Below are 23,212 nucleotides of genomic sequence, written 5' to 3' on the forward strand. Positions count from 1 at the left end.
CGCTCCGGACCAGGAGACATAGTCCATTGGCGCTCCATCGAAAGAAGGAACGGGGCGGTTCAAACGTAGAGATGGGGTGAAGCAGGCCGGAGGTGAGGCCTAATGGCTCCCGGAGCAGGACTCGAACCTGCGACCCAGTGATTAACAGTCACTTGCTCTACCAACTGAGCTATCCGGGAATGGCATTTACTACGGGGGTATGCTGATGCAGCCGGGACATGCGCTGCGTATTGCGGAGCTGATGGCTCCTCGAGCAGGACTCGAACCTGCGACCCAGTGATTAACAGTCACTTGCTCTACCAACTGAGCTATCGAGGAATGGCGCTTCAATCAGATGCTAGTGCGATCAGCACGTGTTCATTGGCTCCCCGAGCAGGACTCGAACCTGCGACCCAATGATTAACAGTCATTTGCTCTACCAACTGAGCTATCGGGGAATGGCCCTGAACACGGTGCGTAGTATACGGATCGCTTCGATCAGGTCAAGGGCGGATTCCCCGCCCCGGCCGCTTCTCTGCACAACGAAAGGCGCCCGCACGAGCTCTTCGTGCGGGCGCCTTCAGGTATTCTGGTGGCTACGCCCTGATTCGAACAGGGGACCCCATCATTATGAGTGATGTGCTCTAACCAGCTGAGCTACGTAGCCTTCCGGTGCCGAGCCATTACCAATGCCCGGTCGACGGGGCGGAATTATGCCCGAAGCATGTAACGGTGGCAAGCTGTGGTTGTCGCGAGTTTTTTATTGATTGAACGTTCAATAAAAAAATGGCATGCTGAAAGTCATACTCACTAGTGCCGCCAGCGACCGACGACGTCATCGGTGGCAGTCGTCACCATGATACAAGGAGTGCCTGATGCCCAAGGTTGGAATGGAGCCCATTCGGCGTCAGCAACTGATACAGGCCACCATGGCGGCCATCGACGAGGTCGGCCTTGCCGATGCGACGGTCATCCGCATCGCCGGGCATGCCGGCGTCTCCGCCGGGATCATCAGCCATTACTTCGGCGGCAAGGACGGGCTGCTGGAAGCCACCATGCGACAGATCCTCACCGATCTCGGCGATGCCGTCGCCGCTCGTCGTCGCGCTCTGGGCGATGCGTCGCCCCGCGCCCATATCGGGGCCATCATCGACGGCAACTTCGACCGCAGCCAGGTCTCCGGTCCGGTGGCCAAGACCTGGCTGGCATTCTGGGCCAGCAGCATGCACAAGCCCCAGCTGCAGCGCCTCCAGCAGGTCAACGATCGACGCCTCTACTCCAACCTCTGCAGCCAGTTCCGCCGTCTCATGCCCCGAGCCAAGGCTCGCCAGGCCGCGCATGGCCTGGCAGCAACGATCGACGGCCTCTGGCTGCGCGGCGCCCTGACGCCGGAAGGGCTGGATGCCGACGGTGCACGACGCCTGGCCCATGGCTACATCAATCAGCTGTTGGCCAACTACGAATCCACACCCGTTTCCTGACAGGAGCAACCATGGCAAGCCTCGACACCGAAACACTCTATATCGACGGCCGCCGGGTGGACGCCACTTCCGGCGAGGCCTTCGACGTCCATAACCCCTATGACGGCAGCCTTCTCGCCAGGGTGCAGCAGGCTTCACAAGCGGATGTGGACAGCGCCGTCGCTGCGGCTCGCAAGGGCCAGCGCGTCTGGGCGGCCATGACCGGCATGGAGCGCGGACGCATCCTCAACCGTGCGGTCGCCTTGCTACGCGAGCGTAATGACGAGATCGCCGAGCTGGAGACACGCAATACCGGCAAGCCGATTAGCGAAACCGCCGCCGTGGATATCGTCACCGGTGCCGATGTCATCGAATATTATGCCGGCCTGGCCCCCGCCATCGAGGGTAGCCAGATTCCCCTTCGCGAGTCGTCCTTCGTCTATACCCGCCGCGAGCCACTGGGTGTGATCGGCGCCATCGCGGCCTGGAACTACCCCATCCAGATCGCCTGCTGGAAGGCAGCCCCGGCGCTGGCCGCGGGCAATGCCGTGGTGCTCAAGCCCAGCGAAGTCACGCCTTTGACCGCCATGAAGCTGGCCGAGATCTTCACCGAGGCCGGGCTGCCGGATGGCGTCTTCAATATTGTCCAGGGCGATGGCCGTGTGGGACAGATGCTGACCGGGCACCCTGGCATCGACAAGGTGTCCTTTACCGGCGAGGTGGGCACTGGCAAGAAGGTGATGGCCGCAGCCGGGGGCTCGAGCCTCAAGGACGTGACCATGGAGCTCGGCGGGAAGTCGCCGCTGATCGTCTTTGCCGACGCCGACCTGGACCGTGCCGCAGATGCGGCGATGATGGCCAACTTCTATTCCAGTGGCCAGATCTGCACCAATGGCACTCGCGTCTTCGTCCATCGCTCCGTGAAGGCGGCCTTCGAGGGGAAAATCGCCGAGCGCGTGGCCCGTATCAGGGCCGGCGACCCGCTCGACCCCGTGACCAATTTCGGCCCCCTGGTGAGCTATGGCCATCAGGAAAAGGTGCTCTCCTACATCGAGCTGGGCAAGCAGGAGGGTGCCCGGCTACTGATCGGCGGCGAACCGATGGCAGAGGGCGCCTTCGCTAGGGGCGCCTGGGCAGCGCCCACCGTTTTCACCGATTGCAGTGACGAGATGCGCATCGTGCGAGAGGAGATCTTCGGCCCGGTGATGGCGATACTCGCCTTCGATGACGACGAAGAGTTGATCCGGCGCGCCAACGACACCCACTACGGGCTGGCCGCGGGCGTTTTCACCGAGAGCCTCTCCCGGGCGCACCGCACCATCCACCGCCTTGAAGCCGGCATCTGCTGGATCAACACCTGGGGCGAGTCGCCGGCCGAGATGCCGGTGGGCGGCTACAAGCAGTCCGGTGTGGGCCGCGAGAATGGCATCGAGACACTGGCCCACTACACCCAGACCAAATCGGTGCAGGTGGAGATGGGCCCCTTCGAGTCGGTGTTCTAAGCCAAGATCTCGAGCGACAGGCCGTGTGTATGCTGCGGCCAGCAAGATGAGCGGCGCCGGGGACAGGTCGTAGAGGGGGTCCGATGCCAGGGATGGCATCGGTAGCGTCCAGGGAAGGATTCACAGCGCCCCCTCGTAGACCTGTCCGCGGATCAGCCGCGGGCTAGGCTGCGGCAGCCCGACGCCCACTTCCGTTTCAGCCTTGGGGAGATCGTCATGTCCCAGATTCGCGAATTCGACTACATCATCATCGGCGCCGGCTCGGCCGGCAACGTGCTTGCCGCCCGGCTTACGGAAGACCCCGAGGTCAGCGTACTGCTACTGGAAGCCGGCGGCCCCGACTATCGTCTCGACTTCCGCACCCAGATGCCGGCGGCACTGGCCTACCCGCTGCAGGGCAAGCGCTACAACTGGGCCTTCGAGACCGACCCCGAGCCGCATATGGACAACCGCCGCATGGAGTGCGGCCGTGGCAAGGGGCTAGGCGGCTCGTCGCTGATCAATGGCATGTGCTACATCCGCGGCAATGCGCTGGACTACGACCACTGGGCCAGCCTGCCCGGCCTGACCGACTGGTCCTATGCCGACTGCCTGCCCTATTTCCGCAAGGCCGAATCCCGCGATATCGGACCCGACGACTACCATGGTGGCGACGGCCCAGTCTCCGTGACAACCCCGAAGGCCGATAACAATCCGCTGTATCGGACCTTTATCGATGCCGCCGTGCAGGCCGGCTATCCCGAGACACCCGACGTGAACGGCTACCAGCAGGAGGGGTTCGGCCCCATGGACCGTTTCGTCACGCCCAAGGGGCGCCGCGCCTCCACCGCTCGCGGCTATCTCGACCAGGCCAAGCAGCGCGAGAACCTCACCATCGAGACCCACGCCACCACGGACGTGATCGAGTTCGAGAGCAAGCGCGCCGTGGGTGTGCGCTACCTGCGCCGCGGCCAGCCCCACCAGGTCCGCGCCCGCCGCGAGGTGCTGCTGTGTGCCGGTGCCATCGCCTCGCCGCAGATCCTGCAACGCTCCGGCGTCGGCAACCCCGAACATCTGCGTGAGCTCGACATCCCGGTGGTCCACGCCCTGCCCGGCGTCGGCGAGAACCTCCAGGACCACCTGGAGATGTATATCCAGTACGAATGCACGCAGCCGATTTCCCTTTATCCCGCGCTGAAATGGTACAACCAGCCCAAGATCGGCGCCGAGTGGCTGTTCAAGGGCACCGGCGTCGGCGCCAGCAACCAGTTCGAGGCAGCGGGCTTCATCCGCAGCAACGACGACGAAGCGTGGCCCAACCTGCAGTATCACTTCCTGCCCATCGCCATCAGCTACAACGGCAAGAGCGCGGTACAGGCCCACGGCTTCCAGGCCCACGTCGGGTCCATGCGCTCGGAGAGCCGGGGCAGGATTCGGCTGACGTCCCGGGACCCCGAGGCCGCGCCCAGCATCCTGTTCAACTACATGTCGCAGGAAAAGGACTGGCAGGAGTTCCGCGACGCCATCCGCTTGACCCGGGAGATCATCGCCCAGCCCGCCATGGATGCCTACCGTGGAAGGGAAGTGTCACCGGGACCGAACGTCGATTCCGATGAAGCGCTCGACGCTTTCGTGCGCGAACACGCCGAAACCGCCTATCATCCCTGCGGCAGCTGTCGCATGGGGAACGATGAGATGGCGGTAGTCGATGGCAGCGGTCGCGTGCACGGCCTCGAGGGATTGCGCGTCGTGGACGCCTCGCTGTTTCCGGTCATACCCACCGGTAACCTCAATGCGCCGACGATCATGCTGGCCGAAAAGCTGGCCGACAAGATACGTGGACGTGAACCGCTACCGCGCTCGGCCGCCCCCTACTTCGTCGCGCAAGGCATTCCGGCGCGCATGGAACCCGAGCGCCGACTCTACTGAAACGGAAACCTGTCCCACCGTTAGCGCCCCGCCCTGCGGGGCGCTCTTGCATGTGTGTCTCCGATACGCCCCTGCAAGACACAGCTCTCCAAGAAATGGCCGCCAAGAGACATAGCTGCTACAAGTAGGGGCTGGTCACCCACGACATGATCGGCTAGGCTAGTAAATTCAAACAACTGTTCGAAACGCCATTCCCAACGGAGACGAGGCATGCTCACCCTGATACTGCTCCTGCTGACGATTGTCGGACTCCTGGTGGTCATGCGCCGCGAAGCCGGCGCCGTACCCGCCTTGGCGGTACTGGCCGTACTCGGCTTGGTCGGCCTGCTCCTGGGCTCCCCGATCCTTGGCCTGCTGCTGCTGATCGGTGCCGCTGGCGTTGCCGCCGCCGGGCTTCCGGCCCTGCGCATCCAGTGGCTATCCCCGCGTCTGTTCGCGATGTTCAAGAAGGTAGCTCCGCGGGTTTCCGAAACCGAGCGTACCGCCCTGGAGGCCGGCACCGTGGCATGGGATGGGGAGCTGTTCTCGGGTCGGCCGCAGTGGACCAGCCTGATGCGTTATCGCGACGATGGCCTGAGCAACGAGGAGCAGGCCTTTCTCGATAACCAGTGCTCGGTCGCCGCCGGCATGTGCAATAGCTGGGAAATCGCCAAGGAGCGCGCCGACCTCCCGGAGGCACTGTGGCAGTACCTCAAGAAAGAGGGCTTCTTCGGCATGATCATTCCCAAGGAGTATGGCGGCCTGGGCTTTTCCGCCAAGGCCCAGTCCATGGTGCTGCAGAAGCTGACCATCAACGAGATGCTGATGATCACGGTGGGCGTGCCCAACTCCCTGGGGCCAGGCGAATTGCTGCTCAAGTACGGTACCCAGCAGCAGAAGGATCACTACCTGCCCCGGCTGGCCGACGGTCGCGAGATTCCCTGTTTCGGCCTCACCGGGCCGCGGGCCGGCAGCGACGCCACCTCACTGCCCGACACCGGCATTGTCTGCAAGGAGCTCGTCGACGGCAAGGAGGTGCTGGGCCTGCGCCTCAACTTCGAGAAGCGCTGGATCACCCTGGCACCCATTGCCACCGTGGTCGGATTGGCCTTTCGCTTGTTCGACCCGGACCACCTGCTGGGTGATGAGGAAGACCGCGGCATCACCCTCGCCCTGGTGCCCCGCGACACGGCCGGCATGGAAATCGGTCGCCGTCATCATCCCATCGGTAGCCCGTTCCTCAATGGCCCCATCAAGGGCAAGGATGTCTTCGTACCGCTGGACACCATCATCGGCGGCACCGAGATGATCGGCCAGGGCTGGCGCATGCTGGTGGAGTGCCTCTCCATCGGCCGCTGCATCACCCTGCCCTCCGGGGCCAGCGGCACCATTCGCTACGCCCTCGGCTGGACCGGCGGATTCGCCCGGGTTCGCCGTCAGTTCAATGTCCCCGTGGCCGAGATGGAAGGCGTTCAGGAGCCCCTGGCTCGCATGGCCGCCCTGGGCTATATCGCCCAGGCCGCCGTCTACCAGACCGCCAATACCATCGATCGCGGCGAGAAGCCCTCGGTGCCCTCGGCGATCCTCAAGAGCCAGCTCACCGAATTCCAGCGTGACGCTCTCTCCCACGCCATGGACATCCATGGCGGCAAGGCCGTGACCCTGGGGCCACGCAACTACATCGGCATCGGCTACAGCAGCAACCCGGTCTCCATCACGGTGGAGGGCGCCAACATCATGACCCGCAACCTGATGATCTTCGGGCAGGGCGCCATACGCTGCCACCCCTTCGTCCTGGAGGAGCTGGCCGCCATGGATACCGACGACCTCAAGGCCTTCGACCGTGCCTTCTTCGGCCATGCCGGGCTGATTTTCGGCAACGTGGCACGGGCGTTCACTCTGGCCTTTGGTATCGGCAAGGGCAGTGTCCCCTTCGATGCCACCGCCGCGCCCTATGCCAAGGACATCAACCGGATTTCCGCCGGTTTCGGGCTCTGTGCCGATGCCGCCATGGCCAGCCTGGGCTCCTCATTGAAGCAGCGCGAGCTTCTGTCGGCGCGGCTGGGCGACGTACTATCCAACCTCTACCTGGCCTCCATGGTGCTCAAGAGCTGGAAGGAAGGCGACAAGGTCGAGGGTGAGGCCGCGCTGTTGCATTACAGCTGCACCTTCCTGCTGGAGCGTGCTGAACAGGCGCTGGACGAACTGTTCGACAATATGCCAAATCGTATTCTCGCGGGCACACTTCGTGCGGTGGTGATGCCGCTCGGGCGTCGCTGGAAGCGCCCCCACGATACCCTGACCCGAGAGATCGCCCAGGCGGTATCCCGGGACAGCGCGCTGCGCACCAAGCTGCTACGCAACACCTGGGACGCCCAGGATGGCGTCAAGGACAATCCCCTCGCCCACTACAACGCCCTGCTGCACGAGTACGACCGTGCCGAGGGGCTCTATCGCACACTCAACAAGGCCTTCGCCAAGGGGGAGCTGCCGATGTATGCCCTGCATCCGGAGCAGCGTGTTGAAGCGGGTCTCGAGGCAGGGATCATTTCCGAGGAGGATGCGGTCTTCATGCGCACCTTCGAGGCGGAAGTGCTGGAGATGCTCAGCGTCGACGACTTCGAATACGACGAGTTCGCCACCGACAAGGATAACATTCTGCGCCACAACGCCGCCTGATCGCTTACGGCATACCATGAAAGCGCCCCGGCAATACCGGGGCGCTCTCGTTTCATGCTACAGCGGCCATACCATCAAGATCATCGGTATCGCCACCACCAGCACCACCAGCTCGAGCGGCAGCCCCATGCGCCAGTAATCACCGAAGCGGTAACCGCCTGGGCCCATCACCAGGGTATTGGACTGGTGGCCGATGGGTGTCAGGAAAGCGCAAGAGGCGCTGACTGCCACAACCATGAGGAATGGATCCATCGATGCATCGAAACCGTTGGCCAGGCTGACGGCTATGGGTGCCATCAGAACGGCAGCCGCCGCGTTGTTGATAACATCCGACAGCATCATGGTGATCACGAAGAGCCCTACCAGGGTAACCACTGCGGGCCACTCCCCCCCCCATACCAGCATCGCCTCTGCGATCAGCGCCGCGCCGCCAGTGGTCTCCAGCGCCTGCCCCACCGGAATCATGGCGGCAAGCAGCACGATTACAGGGCCGTCGATGGCCTGGTAGCCGTCACGCAACGGCAGCACTCCCACCAACAGCGAGATCAGTGCCGCACTCGAAAGAGCCACTGCCGCGGGCAGGACCCCCAGCAGAATGGCCAGGATGGCTGCCGCAAAGATACCCAGTGATACCAGCAGCATGCGCGGCTGGCCCAGCGCCAGATTGCGGCTCGCCAGAGGCAAGCACCCCAGCGTTGCCAAGCTCTCGGAGAGCTCGCTCTCGCCACCCTGTAGCAGCAGGACGTCGCCAGCACGAAAACGAATATCACGAAGGCGTTGCTTGAGGCGGCCCCCGTCCCGAGCTACCGCCACCAGATGCAACCCGAACTGGTTGTGCAGGCGTAACTGGCTCACGGTACGATTAACCATCATGGAGTCGGTTCGCACCACCGCCTCGACCAGTTCAAGCCCCTCGGTATCAACCTCCTTTTTCTTTTCCTTCTTCTCTTTCTTCTCCTTGCGGTGCTGCTTCCCCGGATTCTCTTGCACCGGCTCCGCGCCGCTCTCCCGAGAAGCCGTCTCGTCGGCCGATACTTCATCCTCTTCAGGCTCGGCGCCGAGCGAGAGCCCCGCCTTGTCCTCCAGCAGCTTCATCTCCTCGGGGCCCGCCTCCAGCATGATAATATCGCCCTCCCTGAGCACGCCGAAGAAGGCATGGCCGGCGCGACGCTTGTCATCGCGGACTACCGCCAGTACCGGGATGGTTTCTTCCAGCTCCTGCTGCAGCTCACGCAGGGTCAGTCCGTTGGCCTTGGAGTCCTCGCCGACCTTGAGCTCGACCAGGTAGTTGGCGGTATCGAACATCGCCTCGGTGGACGCCTTACCGGCGCGCTGGGGGACCAGCCGCCAACCAATCAGCAGAATGAAGGCCAGCCCGGCCAAGGCCACCGCCACGCCGACCGGCGAAAAGGAGAACAAACCGAATGCCTCGCCGGAAACCGAGCGACGGTAGCTGGCGATGATGATATTGGGCGGAGTGCCGATCAGGGTAGTGAGTCCACCCAGCAGTGAGCCAAAGGCCAGCGGCATCAGCAGCAGGGAGGGAGAGGTGTCGTGCTCTCGCGCCAGTCGCATGGCCACGGGCAGCAACAGCGCCAAGGCACCGACATTATTCATGAAGCCGGAGAGGACCACGACGGTAACGCTCAACGCCACCAGTTGCAGGAAGAGGCGGTCGCCGACCTTGAGTACCTGCTCGGCGATCACGTCCACGACCCCGGAACGCTCGAAGCCGCGGCTCACTACCAGTACCGCAGCAACGGTGATCACCGCAGGATGGCCAAAGCCCAGAAACGCCTGGTCGCCCGGCACCAGGCCCAGCATGACCGACCCCAGCAGCGCCGTCAGCGCCACCAGGTCGTAGCGAAAGCGCCCCCAGACGAAGGCGGCAAGGGTCAGGCCGAGAACGATGAAGACCAGCGTATGGTCGGCCATCCGGTCACCTCCCTGTGATTGCAATGCGTTCCAGCACAACAGCAGTCAGGGAAAAAATCCAGCCTTTTCCGCAGGATCCCGCCCTACGCTGAGGCACAAAAAACCCGGACTGAGCCGGGTTGTCTGCCTAGGAGCCTGTCGGATTTGACCGATCGTCACGAGAGAGTTGGATTTCGAGACAAGTCTATCGCAGCGTTAAGTCCGACAGGCTCCTAGAGAACGCTATTTGGCCATCTTTTCCAGCATGGCATCCACCGCATCCAGGTGTTCCGGCTCGTTGTGGCACATCCCCTGGAAAACCGCGCAGACATCGAGGAAATCCTTGAGCTCCATGCGACTGCCCATCTTCATCAAACGCTTGGTCAGACGGGTCGCCTTGGGTGGCTGGGCGGCCATCCGGGCAGCAAGCTCTGCGACACGCTCCATCAAGGCGTCCGGCTCGGTGACGTCCAGCACGATGCCGTACGTCTTCGCTTCATCAGCATCGATCACGCGGCCGGAGAGAGTCAGCTCGAAGGCGCGCTGATAGCCGATCAGGCGCTGCATGAACCAGGCACCACCGTCACCGGGGATAATGCCCAGGTTGAGGAAGGTCTCGCCGAACTTCGCCTTTTTCGAGGCGATACGGATATCCGCCATATTGGCCAGGTCGAAGCCGGCGCCGATGGCCGGGCCGTTGACCGCTGCGATGATCGGCACCTCCACCGCCTGGAGGGCCAGCGGGATACGCTGGATGCCACGCCGGTAGCGAGCGGCGACCTCGGCCACGTCGCCGGCGAAGTCGCCGCCGCGGCTGGCCATGTCCTTGACGTTGCCACCGGCCGAGAAGGCACTGCCCTCGCCGGTGATCACCAGTACCGAGACATCGTCGCAGTCGTTGACCCACTCGGCGGTGGCGACGATGTCATCCACCAGGGCGGTGCCGGTCAGGGCGTTACGCACGTCATGGCGGTCCAGGGTCAAGGTCGCCACCCGCCCTTCCAGGCTCAGGCGCGCGTCGGTCAGAGTCGGTTGAGACGTGGAGTGGCTCATGCGTGGGCTTCCTTGTCAGTGCTCTCTATGGTGCGATCCACGATAACCCGAGCATCCACCACGGCATAGCCATCGGCATGGGCAATCACCGGATTGAGATCCAGCTCGGAAAGCTGTGGATAGGCTTCGACGATCCGCGATACCGTCAACAGCAGGTCGACCAGGGCCCCCTTGTCCACGGCCGACTCGCCACGCACCCCGGAAAGGATCTTCTTCGCCTTGATCTGCTCGACCATGCTGCACGCATCATGGCGTGTCAGCGGTATCGAGCGGAAGGCCACGTCCTCGAGTATCTCGACAAAGATACCACCCAGGCCGAACATCAGCACCGGGCCGAAGATGGGGTCCCGAATCACACCGACGATGACCTCCACCCCCTTCCTGGCCATGGGTGTCACCAGCATCCCTTCGATTTCGGCATCGGGATCGTAGGCCCGACAAGCACCCAGTATCTCCGCACGGGCCTGCCGCAGCGCCTGCTCGCCAACCAGGTTGAGCTTGACGCCACCGGCGTCGGACTTGTGCAGGATGTCCCTGGAGACCACCTTCATGGCCAGCGGCGTATCGCCGGCGGCACCACGGAACCGGGCGGCGGCCTCGACCAGTTCCTCTTCACTGCGAACCACCAGTTCAAGGGGCACATCGATACCATGGTCGCGCAAGAGCTGCTTGGCCTCGTACTCGAAGAGATCTCGCCCTTCGGCCTGGGCTTGCGCGAACAGGGCGGAAAGCGCCGGCTTCGGTTCCACGGCGGTTTCCGGTGGCTGGCCATGGCTCTGCGCCAGGTACTGGCCGCGCTCGCCCAGGGCCGCCAGCACCCTGACCGACTGCTCGATGGAGGCGTAGATGGGCAGGCCTGCCTCATGCAGGCGGCGCAGGGCAGGCGGCTTGATCGGCGTATAGAGGCTATAGATCACCAGCGGCTTGGTGGTGGCATGGGAGAGATCCACCATGGCCTCGGCGCCACGCATCTCGTCGCCCAGCAGCGACTCGGCGAAGCGGATGCTGTAGCCGCCGAACATGCCGACCAGGAAGACGCTGTCGACATTGTCGTCCTCGGCAACGATCTCCATGCAGGTGGCCAGCAAGGAGGGGTGGGCGTCGGTGGAGCCGGCCACGTCCACCGGGTTTACGGTGGACGCCTGGGGTATCAGGATGTCGCGCAGGCGCTGACGGGTCGTATCGGAGAGTTCGGCAAGCTCGAGTCCCGCCTCGGCCAGGCGGTCCGAGGCGATGGTCGCCTGGCCGCCGCCGTCCGAGATCACCGCCACGCGCTTGCCCCGCGCCTTCTGCAACAGCCCCAGCCCCTCGGCCACCGGCAGGATCTCGTCGGAATACTGTACGACGCTGACCCCGGCCTGGCGCAGCAGGTCCACGGTCATGGCGTAGCTGCCGGCCAGGGCGCCGGTATGGGAGCTGGCGGCTTTCTGGCCCTGCTCCGTGGAGCCGGACTTATAGACCACCACCGGTTTCATGGCGGTGACTTCCCGGGCCACTTCCAGGAACTTGCGACCGTCGCGAAAGCCTTCCACATAAAGAGCGGCGACCCGCGTGTTCTCATCCTCGCCCAGGTAGCGAAGGTAGTCGTTGAAGCCAATGTCGCTCTGGTTGCCCGGGCCCACATAGGTGCTGAAGCCTACCTGGCCGTTGTGCTGTGCCTCCAGCGCCAGCGACAGCAGCATGTTGCCGGACTGGGAGATGATGCCCACATCGCCCGCCTTGACGTTGTCGAGCGCCAGCAGGTTGATCCTGTGGTGCAGATTGAACACGCCCGACGTATTGGGGCCGATGATACGCACGCCGTGTGCCTCGGCCCTGGCCATCATCTCGCGCTCGAGGGCGGCCCCTTCGTCGCCGGTCTCGGCGAAGCCACTTGCCAGGATGATCGCCCCCTTGATGCCACGCCGTCCGCACTCGGCGACGAGGGCAGGCACGGTGGCCGCCGGGGTACAGATCAGGGCGAGCTGGGGATTGCCCGGGATGGCCGTCACCGAGGGCCACGCCTTGATCCCCAGGATCATGTCAGCCTTGGGATTGATCGGGTAGATATCGCCTTTGTAGCCGTCCTTGACCAGGCCGACCATGGCCTTGTAGCCGCGCTTGGTGGGGTCGCTCGAAGCCCCGATCACGGCAATGCCGGTCGGCGCCAGGATGTCGTGCAGCGGGCTGCGGGTCGGCAGATGTCCTTCGATGGGATTCATGTCTCGCTTACCTTGGCCTGTCACTGGCCCTTGAAGTTCGGGGTACGTTTCTCGGCGAAGGCGTCGACGCCCTCCTGCCAGTCTTCGGTGGTCGAACAGGTGAAGACGGCGTCCAGCTCCTGCTGCAGCTGCCCTTCCAGGTCGGTGTGTCCGCCCTGGTTCACCAGGCGCTTGAGCATGGCGATGGAGACAGGAGCCTGCTTCGCCAGATCGCCCGCCAGGCGGTGCGCCTCGTTCAACAGCGAATCCTGGGGCCAGCTCGAGGTGGCCAGACCGATCCGCTTCGCCTCCTCGCCATCGATACGCCTGCCGGTGAACAGCAGCTGGCGCGCCATGTTCAGGCCCACCAGCTGGGGCAGGATCTTGGAAACACCGCCGCCCACGCAGGTACCGATACTGGTCTCCGGGAAGCCGATCTGTGCCTCGTCGGCCATGACGATGAAGTCACAGGAAACCGCCATCTCGGCGCCGGCACCCAGGGCATAGCCGTTGACGGCCGCAATCACCGGCTTCCGCAGGCGCAAGATCGCTTCGCAGACGTCGTTGCCGAGCTGCAGGTACTGACGACGCTGGAACAGCGTGCGCTTGGCGCCTCCATGCTCCTTCATGTCGGCGCCGACACAGAAGGCGCGACCCTCACCGGTCAGGATCACGGCACGAATGTCGTCATCCGCTTCGGCGCTGGCCAGCGCCGCCAGCAGATCGGTATAGAGGGTCTCCACGACGGCATTCAGGCGATGGGGGCGATTGAAGCGTATCTCCATGACGCCACCCGTATGGATGATATTCAGGGTTTCGGGACTGGAGCTGGAACTGGGTTGACTCATGGGCGAACCGGACACTCTAGTGATCGACGATGGCTGTGAATGACTGCATAACGCCCGATAGCGCAACCTCGGACGGAAACAAACGTACCGTTATGAAAACCATATTGGCACAGATGTATTGTTGGCATCCTAGCCAAGCCACGGACCCTCGTCAATACGCACGTATTGCAAAACAACAGAACGAGAAACAAATGTTTCATTTATTGACGAAGTCCATGCGTTACAATGCCGAGCGACGGCTACCGGCCGCCCGCATCATGCCACTGGGGTACCGCGCCCCTGCAGGAGACCGACGTGCTGGAACAGGAACCGCAGAACGCCGACGCACAGAATGACGAGACCGGCCCACCATCGGATCTGGATACAGTGAACCAGCAGCTGGCCGCCGCCTATCCGGAGCTCAGCCCGCAGTTGAAGCTTGCCGCCGGCTATGTGCTGGAACATCCGGTGGAAATCGCCTTCCAATCGATCCGCAAGTCGGCGACGGCGGCACGGGTAACCGCCTCGACACTGGTGCGCCTGGCCAAGCGGTTGGGGTTCGACAGCTACGAGCAGTTTCGCGAGGTATTCCAGTCGGCGGTGCAGGCGAGCCCGGTTGAACTATCCGGGCGAGCCAGCAACCTGCGCAATCTGGCCAGCCAGACCGATGACCAGGTCTTTCTCGACGTGGGCGACGCGGCCTTCGACAATATCGGCCGGCTCTTCACCGCCGATACCCAGGCCCGGGTCCGCGATGCGGCCAGGATGCTGCTCGGCGCCGAAAAGATCGCCGTGGTGGGGTTTCGAGACACCTTCGCCTGCGCCTACCACTTCGCCTACGTGGGCCGTATCGCCATGCCCAACATCCAGCTCATACGGGGTCAGGAAGGCGGACTATTGACCGAGCTGGCACCCTTCGGCGAAAAGGACCTGGTGGTGGCCTTCGGCTTCGAGCCCTATTGCGGCGAAACGGTGCGCGCCCTCGATATCGCCCGGGCCAATGGCGTCCGGCCCATCGTGGTGACCGACACACTGCGCTCTCCTCTGGTGCCCGGCGCCGCCATCACCTTCACAGTGGCCAATGCCACACCGCACTTCTTTCCCTCGATCCTTTCTGCCATCACCCTGATCGAAGTGCTGCTCGCCGAGTGCGTGGCCTTCGGCCCCGACAGCCTGGTCGATAACGTGGCGAGCTTCGAATCGCGAATGCGTGAGATGGGTGCCTATGTCAGCAATGAGTAGCGCACGCAAGACGCCGCCGGCCCTGAAACAGGAACCGGCGGCGCAAGGCGAATCAGAAAGTGTTGTGGGCGGTACCGACCCGGGTAACAGATCAGGGAATCAGGATAGTGGAACCGGTGGTCCTGCGGCTTGCCAGGTCCTCCTGGGCCTTGCCCGCCTCGGCCAGGGAATATTTCTGGCCGATATCGATCGTCACCTTACCGCTCTTGAGCATATCGAACAGCTCATTGGCCATCATCTCCAGCCGCTCCCGGGTGTCGGCATAGCCGTTCAGGCTGGGGCGGGTCACGAAGAGAGAGCCCTTCTGGTTGAGAATGCCGATGTTGACCCCCTCGACCGCTCCCGAGGCGTTGCCGAAGCTGACCATCAGTGAACGGGGCTTGAGGCAATCGAGCGAGATCTCCCAGGTGTCCTTGCCCACCGAGTCGTAGACCACATCCACCATCTCGCCATTGGTCAGCTCACGCACCCGCTCGACAACATCTTCCTTGGTATAGTCGATGGTCGCCCAGGCACCGTTTTTCTCGGCGAGAGCGGCCTTTTCAGGCGAACTCACGGTGCCGATCAACTTCACGCCCAGTGCCTTCGCCCACTGGCAGGCAATCGAACCAACCCCGCCGGCCGCCGCGTGCCACAGAATCGTCTCGCCACCCTTGAGGGGGCAGGTCTGGCGCAGCAGGTACTGCACCGTCAGCCCCTTGAGCATGCAGGCGGCTGCGGTTTCCACATCGACGCCCTCAGGCAGCACCACCACCTTGGCGGCGGGCAGTACATGATAGTCGGCATAGGACCCCAGCGGGCCCTGGGCGTAGGCGACACGGTCCCCCACCTTGAGGTGCGTCACGCCCTCACCCACGGCGTCGACCACGCCGGCGCCTTCGGTACCCAGGCCGGACGGCAGCGACGGCGCGGGGTACAGTCCGGTACGAAAATAGATATCGATGAAGTTGAGGCCTATGGCGTGGTTCTGGATGCGAACGTCGCCGGGTCCCGGCTCAGTGGGGGTGACGTCAAGCAGTTCGAGAACCTCCGGCCCTCCGGTGCGTGCAAACTGGATACGCTTGGCCATGGCGCCATGTTCCTTGTTCTGTGGTGGAAAGAGTTCGGTTGAGCGAAAGAAATAAGATGAAGGACAGTCCCCATCCAAACGCCGAAAACGGCAGCGGTCAAGGAGCGCGGCGATTGCCGGACACTCTCAGCCGGGAAACGCCGCCAGGGCAGCGACGAAGCGCCCCTTTTCCTGCTCGAAGAAGCGGGGATCATGCTTGAAGCGGCGCAGAATCGCCGCCTCGTCGAAATCCAGCGCCGGTTCCACGTCGCTGATGGACTGAGCCGGATGTCCCTGGGCCAGACCGATCCGGCGCCCACCGGGAGCGGCAAACCAGCGCGAGATACCACAGCGACGGTAGAAGGCTTCGGCATCCTGGTCAGCGGCTTCCACGCGCAGCGGGGCCTTGAGCGCGAGCTCACGAATCAGCCGCCGTTCACTTTCGCGATCGCCGCTAGGGGAAGCGCTCAGCCCCAAGACCATGCCCGCGCCCGATTCGTCGAGTACCAGCAGCGCCAAGGCACCGGGACGCTCCTGATCGTCCACCAGCCCCCAGAGGCGAGCCGCTTCGTGGGCGAAGAGCACCTGTCGCGCGCCCGAGAAGGTGACCAGGGGCGTCAACCCCGCCTCTCGACCATAGATGTCGGCACACAGCCTGGCCAGCCAGGCATCGCGCTGTTCGTCACGCTCGGGGGTCATCACCTTCATGCCATGCCTCGCTGCATCGTTCAAAGCCCGCAAGCCTAGCATAATCCGGCTCGTCTCCGCCCGTGCCACGAGCGCCGAGAGTCGCTATTCTGTCACCTGTTGACCATAGACTGCTCAGGCCCTCACGGAGTCGACGAATGCCGCCACACCCCAACATCGCATTGCCCCGCCTTATCGCCCACCGGGGGCTTTCCGCACACGCTCCCGAGAACACGCTGACTGCCGTGCGTGCCGCCTTCGACATCGGTTGCCACTGGGTGGAGCTGGACGTCCAGCTGCTGGGTGACGGTACCCCGGTAATCTGGCACGACCCGACCCTCAAGCGCTGCTCGGATGGCCATGGCCGGCTCTCCCGGCTCAGCATGGACGAGGCACGCGGGCTCGACGTTGGCTCCTGGTTCGGCGATGCCTTCCGCGGTGAACGCATGGCCACGCTTGCCGACATGCTGGAGCTGTTGGCGAGCCTGGACATGGGGGTCAATCTGGAGCTCAAGGTCGGGCGCAACCGCAGTGGCACCGAACTGGCCGATACTGTGGTGCCACGCCTGCTCGAGACACTCCCCCCTGAACGCATCATCCTCTCGTCCTTCGACCTGGCGGCCCTGCACCACGCCAGGTCGATGGCCGACGCATCGCGTCTGCCGATCGGCATCCTCACCGAGAGCATCACCCAGACTTGGCAGTCTCGCTGCAAGGCGCTCGATGCCTTCAGCGTGCATACCGACTGGACACGCCTAACCGCCCGGCGTGCCCGGGAAATCAAGGATGCCGGCTACCGACTGCTCTGCTATACCCCCAACGACCCGACAGCTTTCGCTCGCCACTGGCGCTGGGGTGTCGACAGCGCCATCAGCGACGATCCCGCCTGCTTCGCCGGTATTGCACCGCCCCCGGACCTGGTTGACAGCTAGGCAAATCGGCCGAGTGCCACTCCTCGGAGACCGGCTTAAGCATAAGCAGCCCGGCAACGCTGTGGCGTGTTCGCAACGCCTTCTCGACTCGCCCCCCTGGAGGCTAATGTCCTAGGGTTAGAGTGGACCTGACATCAAGGCCAGCCGACATACAGGAGTTGGAGCAATGGAACTGCTGAATCGCATCACGGATTATCTGATCGACAATGAACTGAGGCTCGCCACCGCCGAGTCCTGCACCGCCGGGCTGATCATCTCGGAGCTGACCCGGGTGCCCGGCAGCGGCCAGAGCATCGACTGTGGGCTCGGGGTCTATTCGCCGCAATCGAAGAACCGCTACCTCGGTGTCAGCTACGACACCATCGAGCGCTACGGGCTGACCAGCGAAGCCGTGGCCTGCGAGATGGCCGCCGGCGCCCTGAACAACAACGATGCCAACGTGGCCCTGGCCAATACCGGCATCGCCGGCCCCAATCCCGGCGATGATGACACGCCCATCGGCACCGTCTGCTTCGCCTGGGCGTTTCGCCACAGCGGAGATCACTACCATTACTGCGAGACTCGCCGCTTCGACGGCGAACGCAATGAAGTGCGCCTGGCCGCGGCGCACTACGCCCTGGAACGCCTGCCCCATTACCATCGGCTGTGTCTCGAAAGCACAACGACGCCAGCGGAAAAGACACGCTCGCACCAGGCGGTTCAGCGCGCCATCGTGACACAGCTGCAGACCCGCACCGATATCGAAGCCCAGCATGAGATGGAGCGGCGCCGCGACTTTCTCTGCCGGATCATGAACGAGAGCGGTCAGACGACGCTGGTGCTGGGCATCAGCGGCGGCGTCGACTCCACGGTGGCGGGTCGCCTGGCACAGCTCGCTGTGGAGCAACGGCGCGATGAGGGCGAGCAGGCCACGTTCATCGCCATGCGCCTGCCCTACGGCGTACAGCAGGACGCCGACGATGCCGACAAGGCGCTGGCCTTCATCCAGCCTGACGAAGTGCTCGATGTGAACATCCAGGGAGCCAGCGATGCGCTGCTGGAATCGCTGGATAGCGGCGGCCTGAGCTTCGAGGACCCCGGCCAGCGCGACTTCGTACTGGGGAATATCAAGGCACGCCAGCGCATGGTGGCCCAATACGCCGTGGCCGGCACTCGCAGCGGCCTCGTCATCGGCACCGACCAGGCCGCCGAGGCGCTCATGGGCTTCTTCACCAAGTATGGCGATGGGGCCTGCGACGTCGCCCCTCTGACCGGCCTGACCAAGCGCCAGGTGCGCCTGCTGGGGCAGCACCTCGGCGCACCGGAATCGCTGGTGAACAAGGCCCCAACCGCCGATCTCGAGTCCCTCGCGCCGCAGAAGCTCGACGAGGTGGCCCTCGGCGTCAGCTACGAGGAGATCGACGCCTTCCTGGAGAACCTGGACGTCTCCGAGCGCGCGTTCGATACCATCGTAAACACCTACCGTCGCACCGAGCACAAGCGGCAGTTGCCTATCGCTCCGGACTAAATCCGAGCCTTGGAGCATGGAGATCGGGCCGACACCAGAGGTGTCGGCCCGCTTGGTCATGGCTCAGGAGCGATCAGCGCGCAGAAGGCTCGGGCTGCAAGGGTTCTTCCGCGTCCCGCTCGACCACCATATCGTCCTCGACATGGATCGGCTCCTGCTCTTCCGCCTCCCTTGCACCACGCGCACGGTGCTCGATCAGGAAGTAGAGAATCAGGCCGATGCCCAGCCCCCAGGCGGCGCCATGGGTGGCCAGCACGACGCCCATGATGCCCGCCACGCCCATGGCTGTGGCGTTCTTGATCTGCTCCACGGCAACCGCAATGCAGAGGTAACCGGTTATCAGCAGGGTGATGGAGAGCGCAATCGGCAATACCGGGCGGAAGAAGGTCACCAGCGGCAGCAGGAAGAGCGCGAAGAAGCCAACGATCCAGAACACGCCTGTACCGGAATAGATGGTGTCCATGGTCTTGCGCCCATAGCGATAGCGCTCGGTCACCGTCGCCATGCCACCGGTGAACAGCGGCCCGGCCAGGCCGGGATAGGGGGCCAGCAGCGAGTGCATCAGGTTGCGGATGCCGGTGATCAGGTGTACCCGGTCTATATTCACCTCGATCTTCTCATCCGGGCGCAGGTGATCGACTCGCTTGAGCAGCGTCTGGCCCACCACGATGTCGCCGAAGGCGATGATGTAGGCGATGATGGCGGTGGGGATCGCTGCCACCATCAGCTTGATGCCCGGCGCACCGATGGAGAACGGCAGATAGGCCCAGATACCGGCGAAATCGGGCGCGGCAATACCCCACTCCACCGTCGGCATCGAGTACTCACCAACACCCCAGCCGATCGCCATGGTGATCAGCATGCCCGGCACCATGCCGAAGGCAACGATATTGCGTGCCCAGCGATACTTCTCGGCCAGGTCACGGAAGGAGAGCGAAAAGAGGACGTAGAGCGTGATCAGCCCACCGATGCCCAGCGAAATCGGCGTGTTGTAGAGACGACCGCCCTCGACGATTTCCCCGCTGATCGCCGCGATACCCGCCCCGAGCAGAATCCCCGCCTTGATCGAGGCCGGCACGTTGTTGACCAGCTTGCTACCCAGCCGCGTGACGGCCATGAACAGGAAGATGGCGGTGACCATCAGCTGCAGCGCCACCATGGCGCGCATCGCCTCGGGGCCCGGCTCGAATTGACCGATGAACAGCAACACCACGGGAATGGCCGGAGTGATCCAGCCGGCGATGAAGGGTACGCCCAGCAGCGGCGGCAGGATGAAGCCGATGCCGCATACCACCACGAAGGCCAGGCCAACCTCGTAGGGCACGCCCAGGTACTGCTCCAGCAGCGGGATCATGCCCAGGGAGATGACGAACATCACCATGGCCTGGATGGTTTCGGGAATGGCCCACTTGAAGTGGATGAAAGGCAGGCGGACCTTGAACGGTCCCAGAGGCCAGTAGGGATGTTCCTGGCCGTATTCGCGTTTGAGCAGCACGTCGACACCTCAGCGGTTCTGTTTGTTGAGCGGTCCTCTTGGTCGGTTGTTGTTGTTCTTGGCTGAGCTTGGTTGTACGCGTGTCTGACGCAGCGCAACATTCGACCATGGAACGAGTGGACAAGCTGACACTTTCCGGAGCTTGTCGACAACATTACAAAAGAGTACTCAGAAATCCTGCGCAAAGCGCATTCCACGCCGGCATGGCCGCTTCGATTGGCAGAAGTTGTCGACAAGTTCAAAGCAAAATTCGGGAAGTTTACGTTAACGTCAATTAAAGACCTGGAAAGCAGAGGGTGCAGGTGGAGCCGGCATTTACAGAGCAGAAACACAGAGGGGCAGAGCCCGCGTACAACCAAAGAACAACGAGTCCGACAGTAGGCTCAGAGACCAACGAGGCGATCGATGGCCGCCATGTCCAGGTGCGCTTCCAGGCAGTCGGCCAGCCGATCGAGTTCCTGCTGCCGATGGACCTGATAATCCACCGCAGCACCCTGTGCATTGAGTCCACAGCGTGCTAACAGCGCCGCGCACGCCTCGGGGCGGTCGAACAGGCCGTGCAGGTAGGTGCCCATGAGCTGGCCATCCGGGCTAACACTGCCGTCAGGCCTTCCCTCCAGCTCACACAGGGGGCCCGCCAGGGCAGCACCCTCGCTCACGCCGTTGTGGATCTCGTAGCCGCTGATCGGCACGCCTTCGGGTAGCAAGCGCCCACTCACGTTTCGCAGCTGCTTGCCGGCCACCATGCGGGTCTCGAAGTCGAGCAGCTTGAGCCCCGGCGTCGAGCCGGCTGGCCCTTCCAACCCGTCTGGGTCGTGCACCGCCCGCCCCAGCATCTGAAACCCGCCGCAGATGCCCAGCACCTTGCCGCCGTAGCGCAGGTGCCGCTGTATTGCCGCCTCCCAGCCCTGGGCACGCAGCCAGGCGAGGTCACTGCGGGTGCTCTTGCTGCCGGGCAGGATGATCAGGTCTGCGGGGGGAAGGGACCGACCCGCCCCAACCTGATTCGGCCCGATAAAGCTGAGTTCGACCTGTGGATGCAGGCGCAGCGGGTCGAAGTCATTGTGGTTGCTGATGCGCGGCAGCGCCGGCACTAACACCTTGAGGGTATCCCCCTGCCCCACCCGACCGCTGCGACCGATGCTGTCCTCGGCGTCGAGCAATAATCCCTGCAGATAGGGCAGCGTGCCATATACCGGCTTGCTGGTACGCTCTGCCAGCCATTCGAGGCCCGGCTCGAGCAGGGCGATATCGCCGCGGAAACGGTTGACGATGAAGCCACGGGTACGTGAGCGCTCGCTCTCGCTGAGCAGCTCCAGGGTGCCCACCAGCTGGGCGAAGACGCCGCCTCGGTCGATGTCGCCGACCAGCACGACCGGGCAATCTACCATCTCGGCGAACCCCATGTTGGCGATGTCGTTCTGGCGCAGGTTAATCTCGGCAGGACTGCCCGCCCCCTCGGCAATGATCACGTCGAAGCGCGCCGACAGCGCCTGCCAGGCCGCCAGCACGCTCTCACGCGCCGTGCGCTTGTAGGCATGATAATCCAGTGCATTCATATGACCGTGGACCCGTCCGCGCAGGATCACCTGGGCCCCACGGTCACTCTCCGGCTTGAGCAGCACCGGGTTCATGTCGCTGTGGGGCTCGACGCCTGCCGCCAGCGCCTGAAGCGCCGTGGAGCGGCCGATCTCGCCGCCGTCCACGGTCACCGCACTGTTCAGCGCCATGTTCTGCGGCTTGAATGGCGCCACCGACACGCCCCGCCGTGCCAGCACCCGGCACAGCCCCGCCACCACCGTGCTCTTGCCGGCATCCGAGGTGGTGCCCTGGATCATGAGCGTCGCCATGGCAATCTCCTGTCTATCCTTCATCTACGCGGGCTCTGCGCAGCGGGCTCGCCGAGCGGCACTGGTGCCGATTCGAGGCAGATTACCGCCACTCATGCCGACAGGGACAGTTGAATGAAACAGAATTGCCTAATAATCATGCTGTGCTTATCAATGCTGACACTGGCATCCTGCACGACTCGCGGCATTTATGAAGGCCTCAAGCAGAGTAACCTTAACGAATGCAACCAACTGCCCGGCGCGCAACGGGCGGATTGTCTCGATCATCTACCTCCAGACTACGAGACGTATCGGAGGCAGCATGAGGAAATCAGGAGCGACTCGCCTTGATGTGACCGTGACGATGCAGGGAATCAAAGCTCAATGCCCTTCTGAGCCTTGACCCCCTGCTCCTTGAAGGCGTGCTTGACTACGCGCATCTCGGTGACGGTGTCGGCCAGCTCGATCAGCGCCTCCGGAGCGTGGCGGCCGGTGACCACGGCGTGCTGCATGGCCGGCCGCCCCTGCAAGTCGTCGAGCACCCGGTCGAGATCGAGGTACTCGTAGCGCAAGGCGATATTGAGTTCGTCGAGCAGTACCAGGTCGAAGCTGGCATCGGCCAACATCCGACTGGCCTCTGCCCAGGCGGCCTCGGCAGCCTGGACATCGCGATCGCGATCCTGGGTGTCCCATGTGTAGCCCTCGCCCATCACGTGGTACTCCACGCCAGGTTGCCGGCGGAAAAACGCCTCCTCGCCGGTCTGAAACTTGCCCTTGATGAACTGCACCACGCCCACCTTCATACCATGCCCCAAAGCCCGAGCCAGCATGCCGAAGCCCGAGCTGCTCTTGCCCTTGCCGGGGCCGGTGAGCACCAGCAGCACGCCCTGCTCCTTGTTAGCCTGGGCGATGCGCTCGTTCATGATCTTCTGCTTGTGGGCCATGCGCTCGGCGTGGCGCTGGGAATCCTTGGCATTTTCTCGCATGGGTA

The 23,212-nt window shown here is 63.6% G+C and carries 16 protein-coding genes and 4 tRNA genes; 7 read left to right on the forward strand and 13 right to left on the reverse strand.

Features of this window, described 5'->3' with window-relative positions; all coding sequences use genetic code 11:
- Nucleotides 1–103 precede the first annotated feature (103 nt).
- The 4 genes from DU505_RS04745 to DU505_RS04760 all read right to left on the reverse strand — a co-directional run bounded on the left by DU505_RS04745 (nucleotide 104) and on the right by DU505_RS04760 (nucleotide 646).
- Nucleotides 104–179 (reverse strand) — tRNA-Asn (locus DU505_RS04745).
- Between the two features lie 63 nt (nucleotides 180–242).
- A tRNA-Asn gene (locus DU505_RS04750) sits at nucleotides 243–318 on the reverse strand.
- A 43-nt stretch (nucleotides 319–361) separates the two neighbouring features.
- Nucleotides 362–437 (reverse strand) — tRNA-Asn (locus DU505_RS04755).
- Nucleotides 438–569: 132 nt separating this feature from the next.
- A tRNA-Met gene (locus DU505_RS04760) sits at nucleotides 570–646 on the reverse strand.
- A gap of 208 nt (nucleotides 647–854) precedes the next feature.
- On the opposite strand from DU505_RS04760, the gene betI reads away from it, so the two are divergent.
- The 4 genes from betI to DU505_RS04780 all read left to right on the forward strand — a co-directional run bounded on the left by betI (nucleotide 855) and on the right by DU505_RS04780 (nucleotide 7,507).
- Nucleotides 855–1,460, forward strand: a complete 606-nt coding sequence (betI, locus tag DU505_RS04765; RefSeq protein WP_181872728.1) for a transcriptional regulator BetI — start codon at nucleotides 855–857, stop codon at nucleotides 1,458–1,460.
- Nucleotides 1,461–1,471: 11 nt separating this feature from the next.
- Nucleotides 1,472–2,941 carry a betaine-aldehyde dehydrogenase gene (betB, locus tag DU505_RS04770; RefSeq protein ID WP_114477831.1) on the forward strand — a complete coding sequence of 490 codons (1,470 nt, stop codon included), beginning with the start codon at nucleotides 1,472–1,474 and terminating at the stop codon, nucleotides 2,939–2,941.
- A 216-nt stretch (nucleotides 2,942–3,157) separates the two neighbouring features.
- Nucleotides 3,158–4,849 carry a choline dehydrogenase gene (gene betA / locus DU505_RS04775; RefSeq protein WP_114477832.1) on the forward strand — a complete coding sequence of 564 codons (1,692 nt, stop codon included), beginning with the start codon at nucleotides 3,158–3,160 and terminating at the stop codon, nucleotides 4,847–4,849.
- 210 nt (nucleotides 4,850–5,059) lie between these two features.
- Entirely contained in the window at nucleotides 5,060–7,507 is a 2,448-nt protein-coding gene (locus tag DU505_RS04780) for an acyl-CoA dehydrogenase (protein WP_114477833.1), read from the forward strand.
- A 57-nt stretch (nucleotides 7,508–7,564) separates the two neighbouring features.
- On the opposite strand, the gene DU505_RS04785 is transcribed toward DU505_RS04780, so the two are convergent.
- From DU505_RS04785 to DU505_RS04800, 4 genes are all read right to left on the reverse strand, one after another.
- Nucleotides 7,565–9,442, reverse strand: a complete 1,878-nt coding sequence (locus DU505_RS04785; protein WP_114477834.1) for an SLC13 family permease — start codon at nucleotides 9,440–9,442, stop codon at nucleotides 7,565–7,567.
- A 222-nt stretch (nucleotides 9,443–9,664) separates the two neighbouring features.
- Nucleotides 9,665–10,474 (reverse strand): enoyl-CoA hydratase-related protein, encoded by an 810-nt coding sequence (locus DU505_RS04790; RefSeq protein WP_114477835.1) that lies wholly within the window; start codon nucleotides 10,472–10,474, stop codon nucleotides 9,665–9,667.
- On the reverse strand, nucleotides 10,471–12,675 hold the full coding sequence (locus DU505_RS04795; protein ID WP_114477836.1) for an acetate--CoA ligase family protein: 2,205 nt from the start codon (nucleotides 12,673–12,675) through the stop codon (nucleotides 10,471–10,473). Before DU505_RS04795 ends, DU505_RS04790 begins: the two co-directional genes overlap by 4 nt.
- 20 nt (nucleotides 12,676–12,695) lie before the next feature.
- Nucleotides 12,696–13,502 carry an enoyl-CoA hydratase/isomerase family protein gene (locus DU505_RS04800; RefSeq protein WP_114477837.1) on the reverse strand — a complete coding sequence of 269 codons (807 nt, stop codon included), beginning with the start codon at nucleotides 13,500–13,502 and terminating at the stop codon, nucleotides 12,696–12,698.
- Nucleotides 13,503–13,796: 294 nt separating this feature from the next.
- Here DU505_RS04800 and DU505_RS04805 point away from each other — a divergent pair, with 294 nt between their 5' ends.
- Entirely contained in the window at nucleotides 13,797–14,723 is a 927-nt protein-coding gene (locus DU505_RS04805; protein WP_114477838.1) for a MurR/RpiR family transcriptional regulator, read from the forward strand.
- 91 nt (nucleotides 14,724–14,814) lie between these two features.
- Here the strand turns inward: DU505_RS04805 and DU505_RS04810 are convergent, their stop codons facing one another.
- Entirely contained in the window at nucleotides 14,815–15,792 is a 978-nt protein-coding gene (locus tag DU505_RS04810; protein WP_114477839.1) for an NADPH:quinone reductase, read from the reverse strand.
- A gap of 126 nt (nucleotides 15,793–15,918) precedes the next feature.
- Nucleotides 15,919–16,479, reverse strand: coding sequence for a hypothetical protein (locus DU505_RS04815; protein ID WP_114477840.1), 561 nt, complete (start codon nucleotides 16,477–16,479; stop codon nucleotides 15,919–15,921).
- A gap of 137 nt (nucleotides 16,480–16,616) precedes the next feature.
- On the opposite strand from DU505_RS04815, the gene DU505_RS04820 reads away from it, so the two are divergent.
- Nucleotides 16,617–17,390 carry a glycerophosphoryl diester phosphodiesterase gene (locus DU505_RS04820; RefSeq protein ID WP_114477841.1) on the forward strand — a complete coding sequence of 258 codons (774 nt, stop codon included), beginning with the start codon at nucleotides 16,617–16,619 and terminating at the stop codon, nucleotides 17,388–17,390.
- A gap of 166 nt (nucleotides 17,391–17,556) precedes the next feature.
- Complete coding sequence (gene nadE, locus DU505_RS23020) at nucleotides 17,557–18,897, forward strand: ammonia-dependent NAD(+) synthetase (RefSeq protein ID WP_114477842.1); 1,341 nt, start codon at nucleotides 17,557–17,559, stop codon at nucleotides 18,895–18,897.
- 73 nt (nucleotides 18,898–18,970) lie between these two features.
- Here the strand turns inward: nadE and DU505_RS04830 are convergent, their stop codons facing one another.
- The 3 genes from DU505_RS04830 to cobO all read right to left on the reverse strand — a co-directional run bounded on the left by DU505_RS04830 (nucleotide 18,971) and on the right by cobO (nucleotide 23,207).
- Nucleotides 18,971–20,392, reverse strand: coding sequence for a xanthine/uracil/vitamin C permease (locus DU505_RS04830; protein WP_114477843.1), 1,422 nt, complete (start codon nucleotides 20,390–20,392; stop codon nucleotides 18,971–18,973).
- Between the two features lie 383 nt (nucleotides 20,393–20,775).
- Nucleotides 20,776–22,242, reverse strand: a complete 1,467-nt coding sequence (locus DU505_RS04835; RefSeq protein WP_114477844.1) for a cobyric acid synthase — start codon at nucleotides 22,240–22,242, stop codon at nucleotides 20,776–20,778.
- A 353-nt stretch (nucleotides 22,243–22,595) separates the two neighbouring features.
- Nucleotides 22,596–23,207, reverse strand: a complete 612-nt coding sequence (gene cobO / locus DU505_RS04840; RefSeq protein ID WP_114477845.1) for a cob(I)yrinic acid a,c-diamide adenosyltransferase — start codon at nucleotides 23,205–23,207, stop codon at nucleotides 22,596–22,598.
- Nucleotides 23,208–23,212: the final 5 nt, after the last annotated feature.

The sequence above is a fragment of the Billgrantia montanilacus genome, assembly GCF_003336675.1.
Lineage (GTDB): Bacteria > Pseudomonadota > Gammaproteobacteria > Pseudomonadales > Halomonadaceae > Halomonas > Halomonas montanilacus.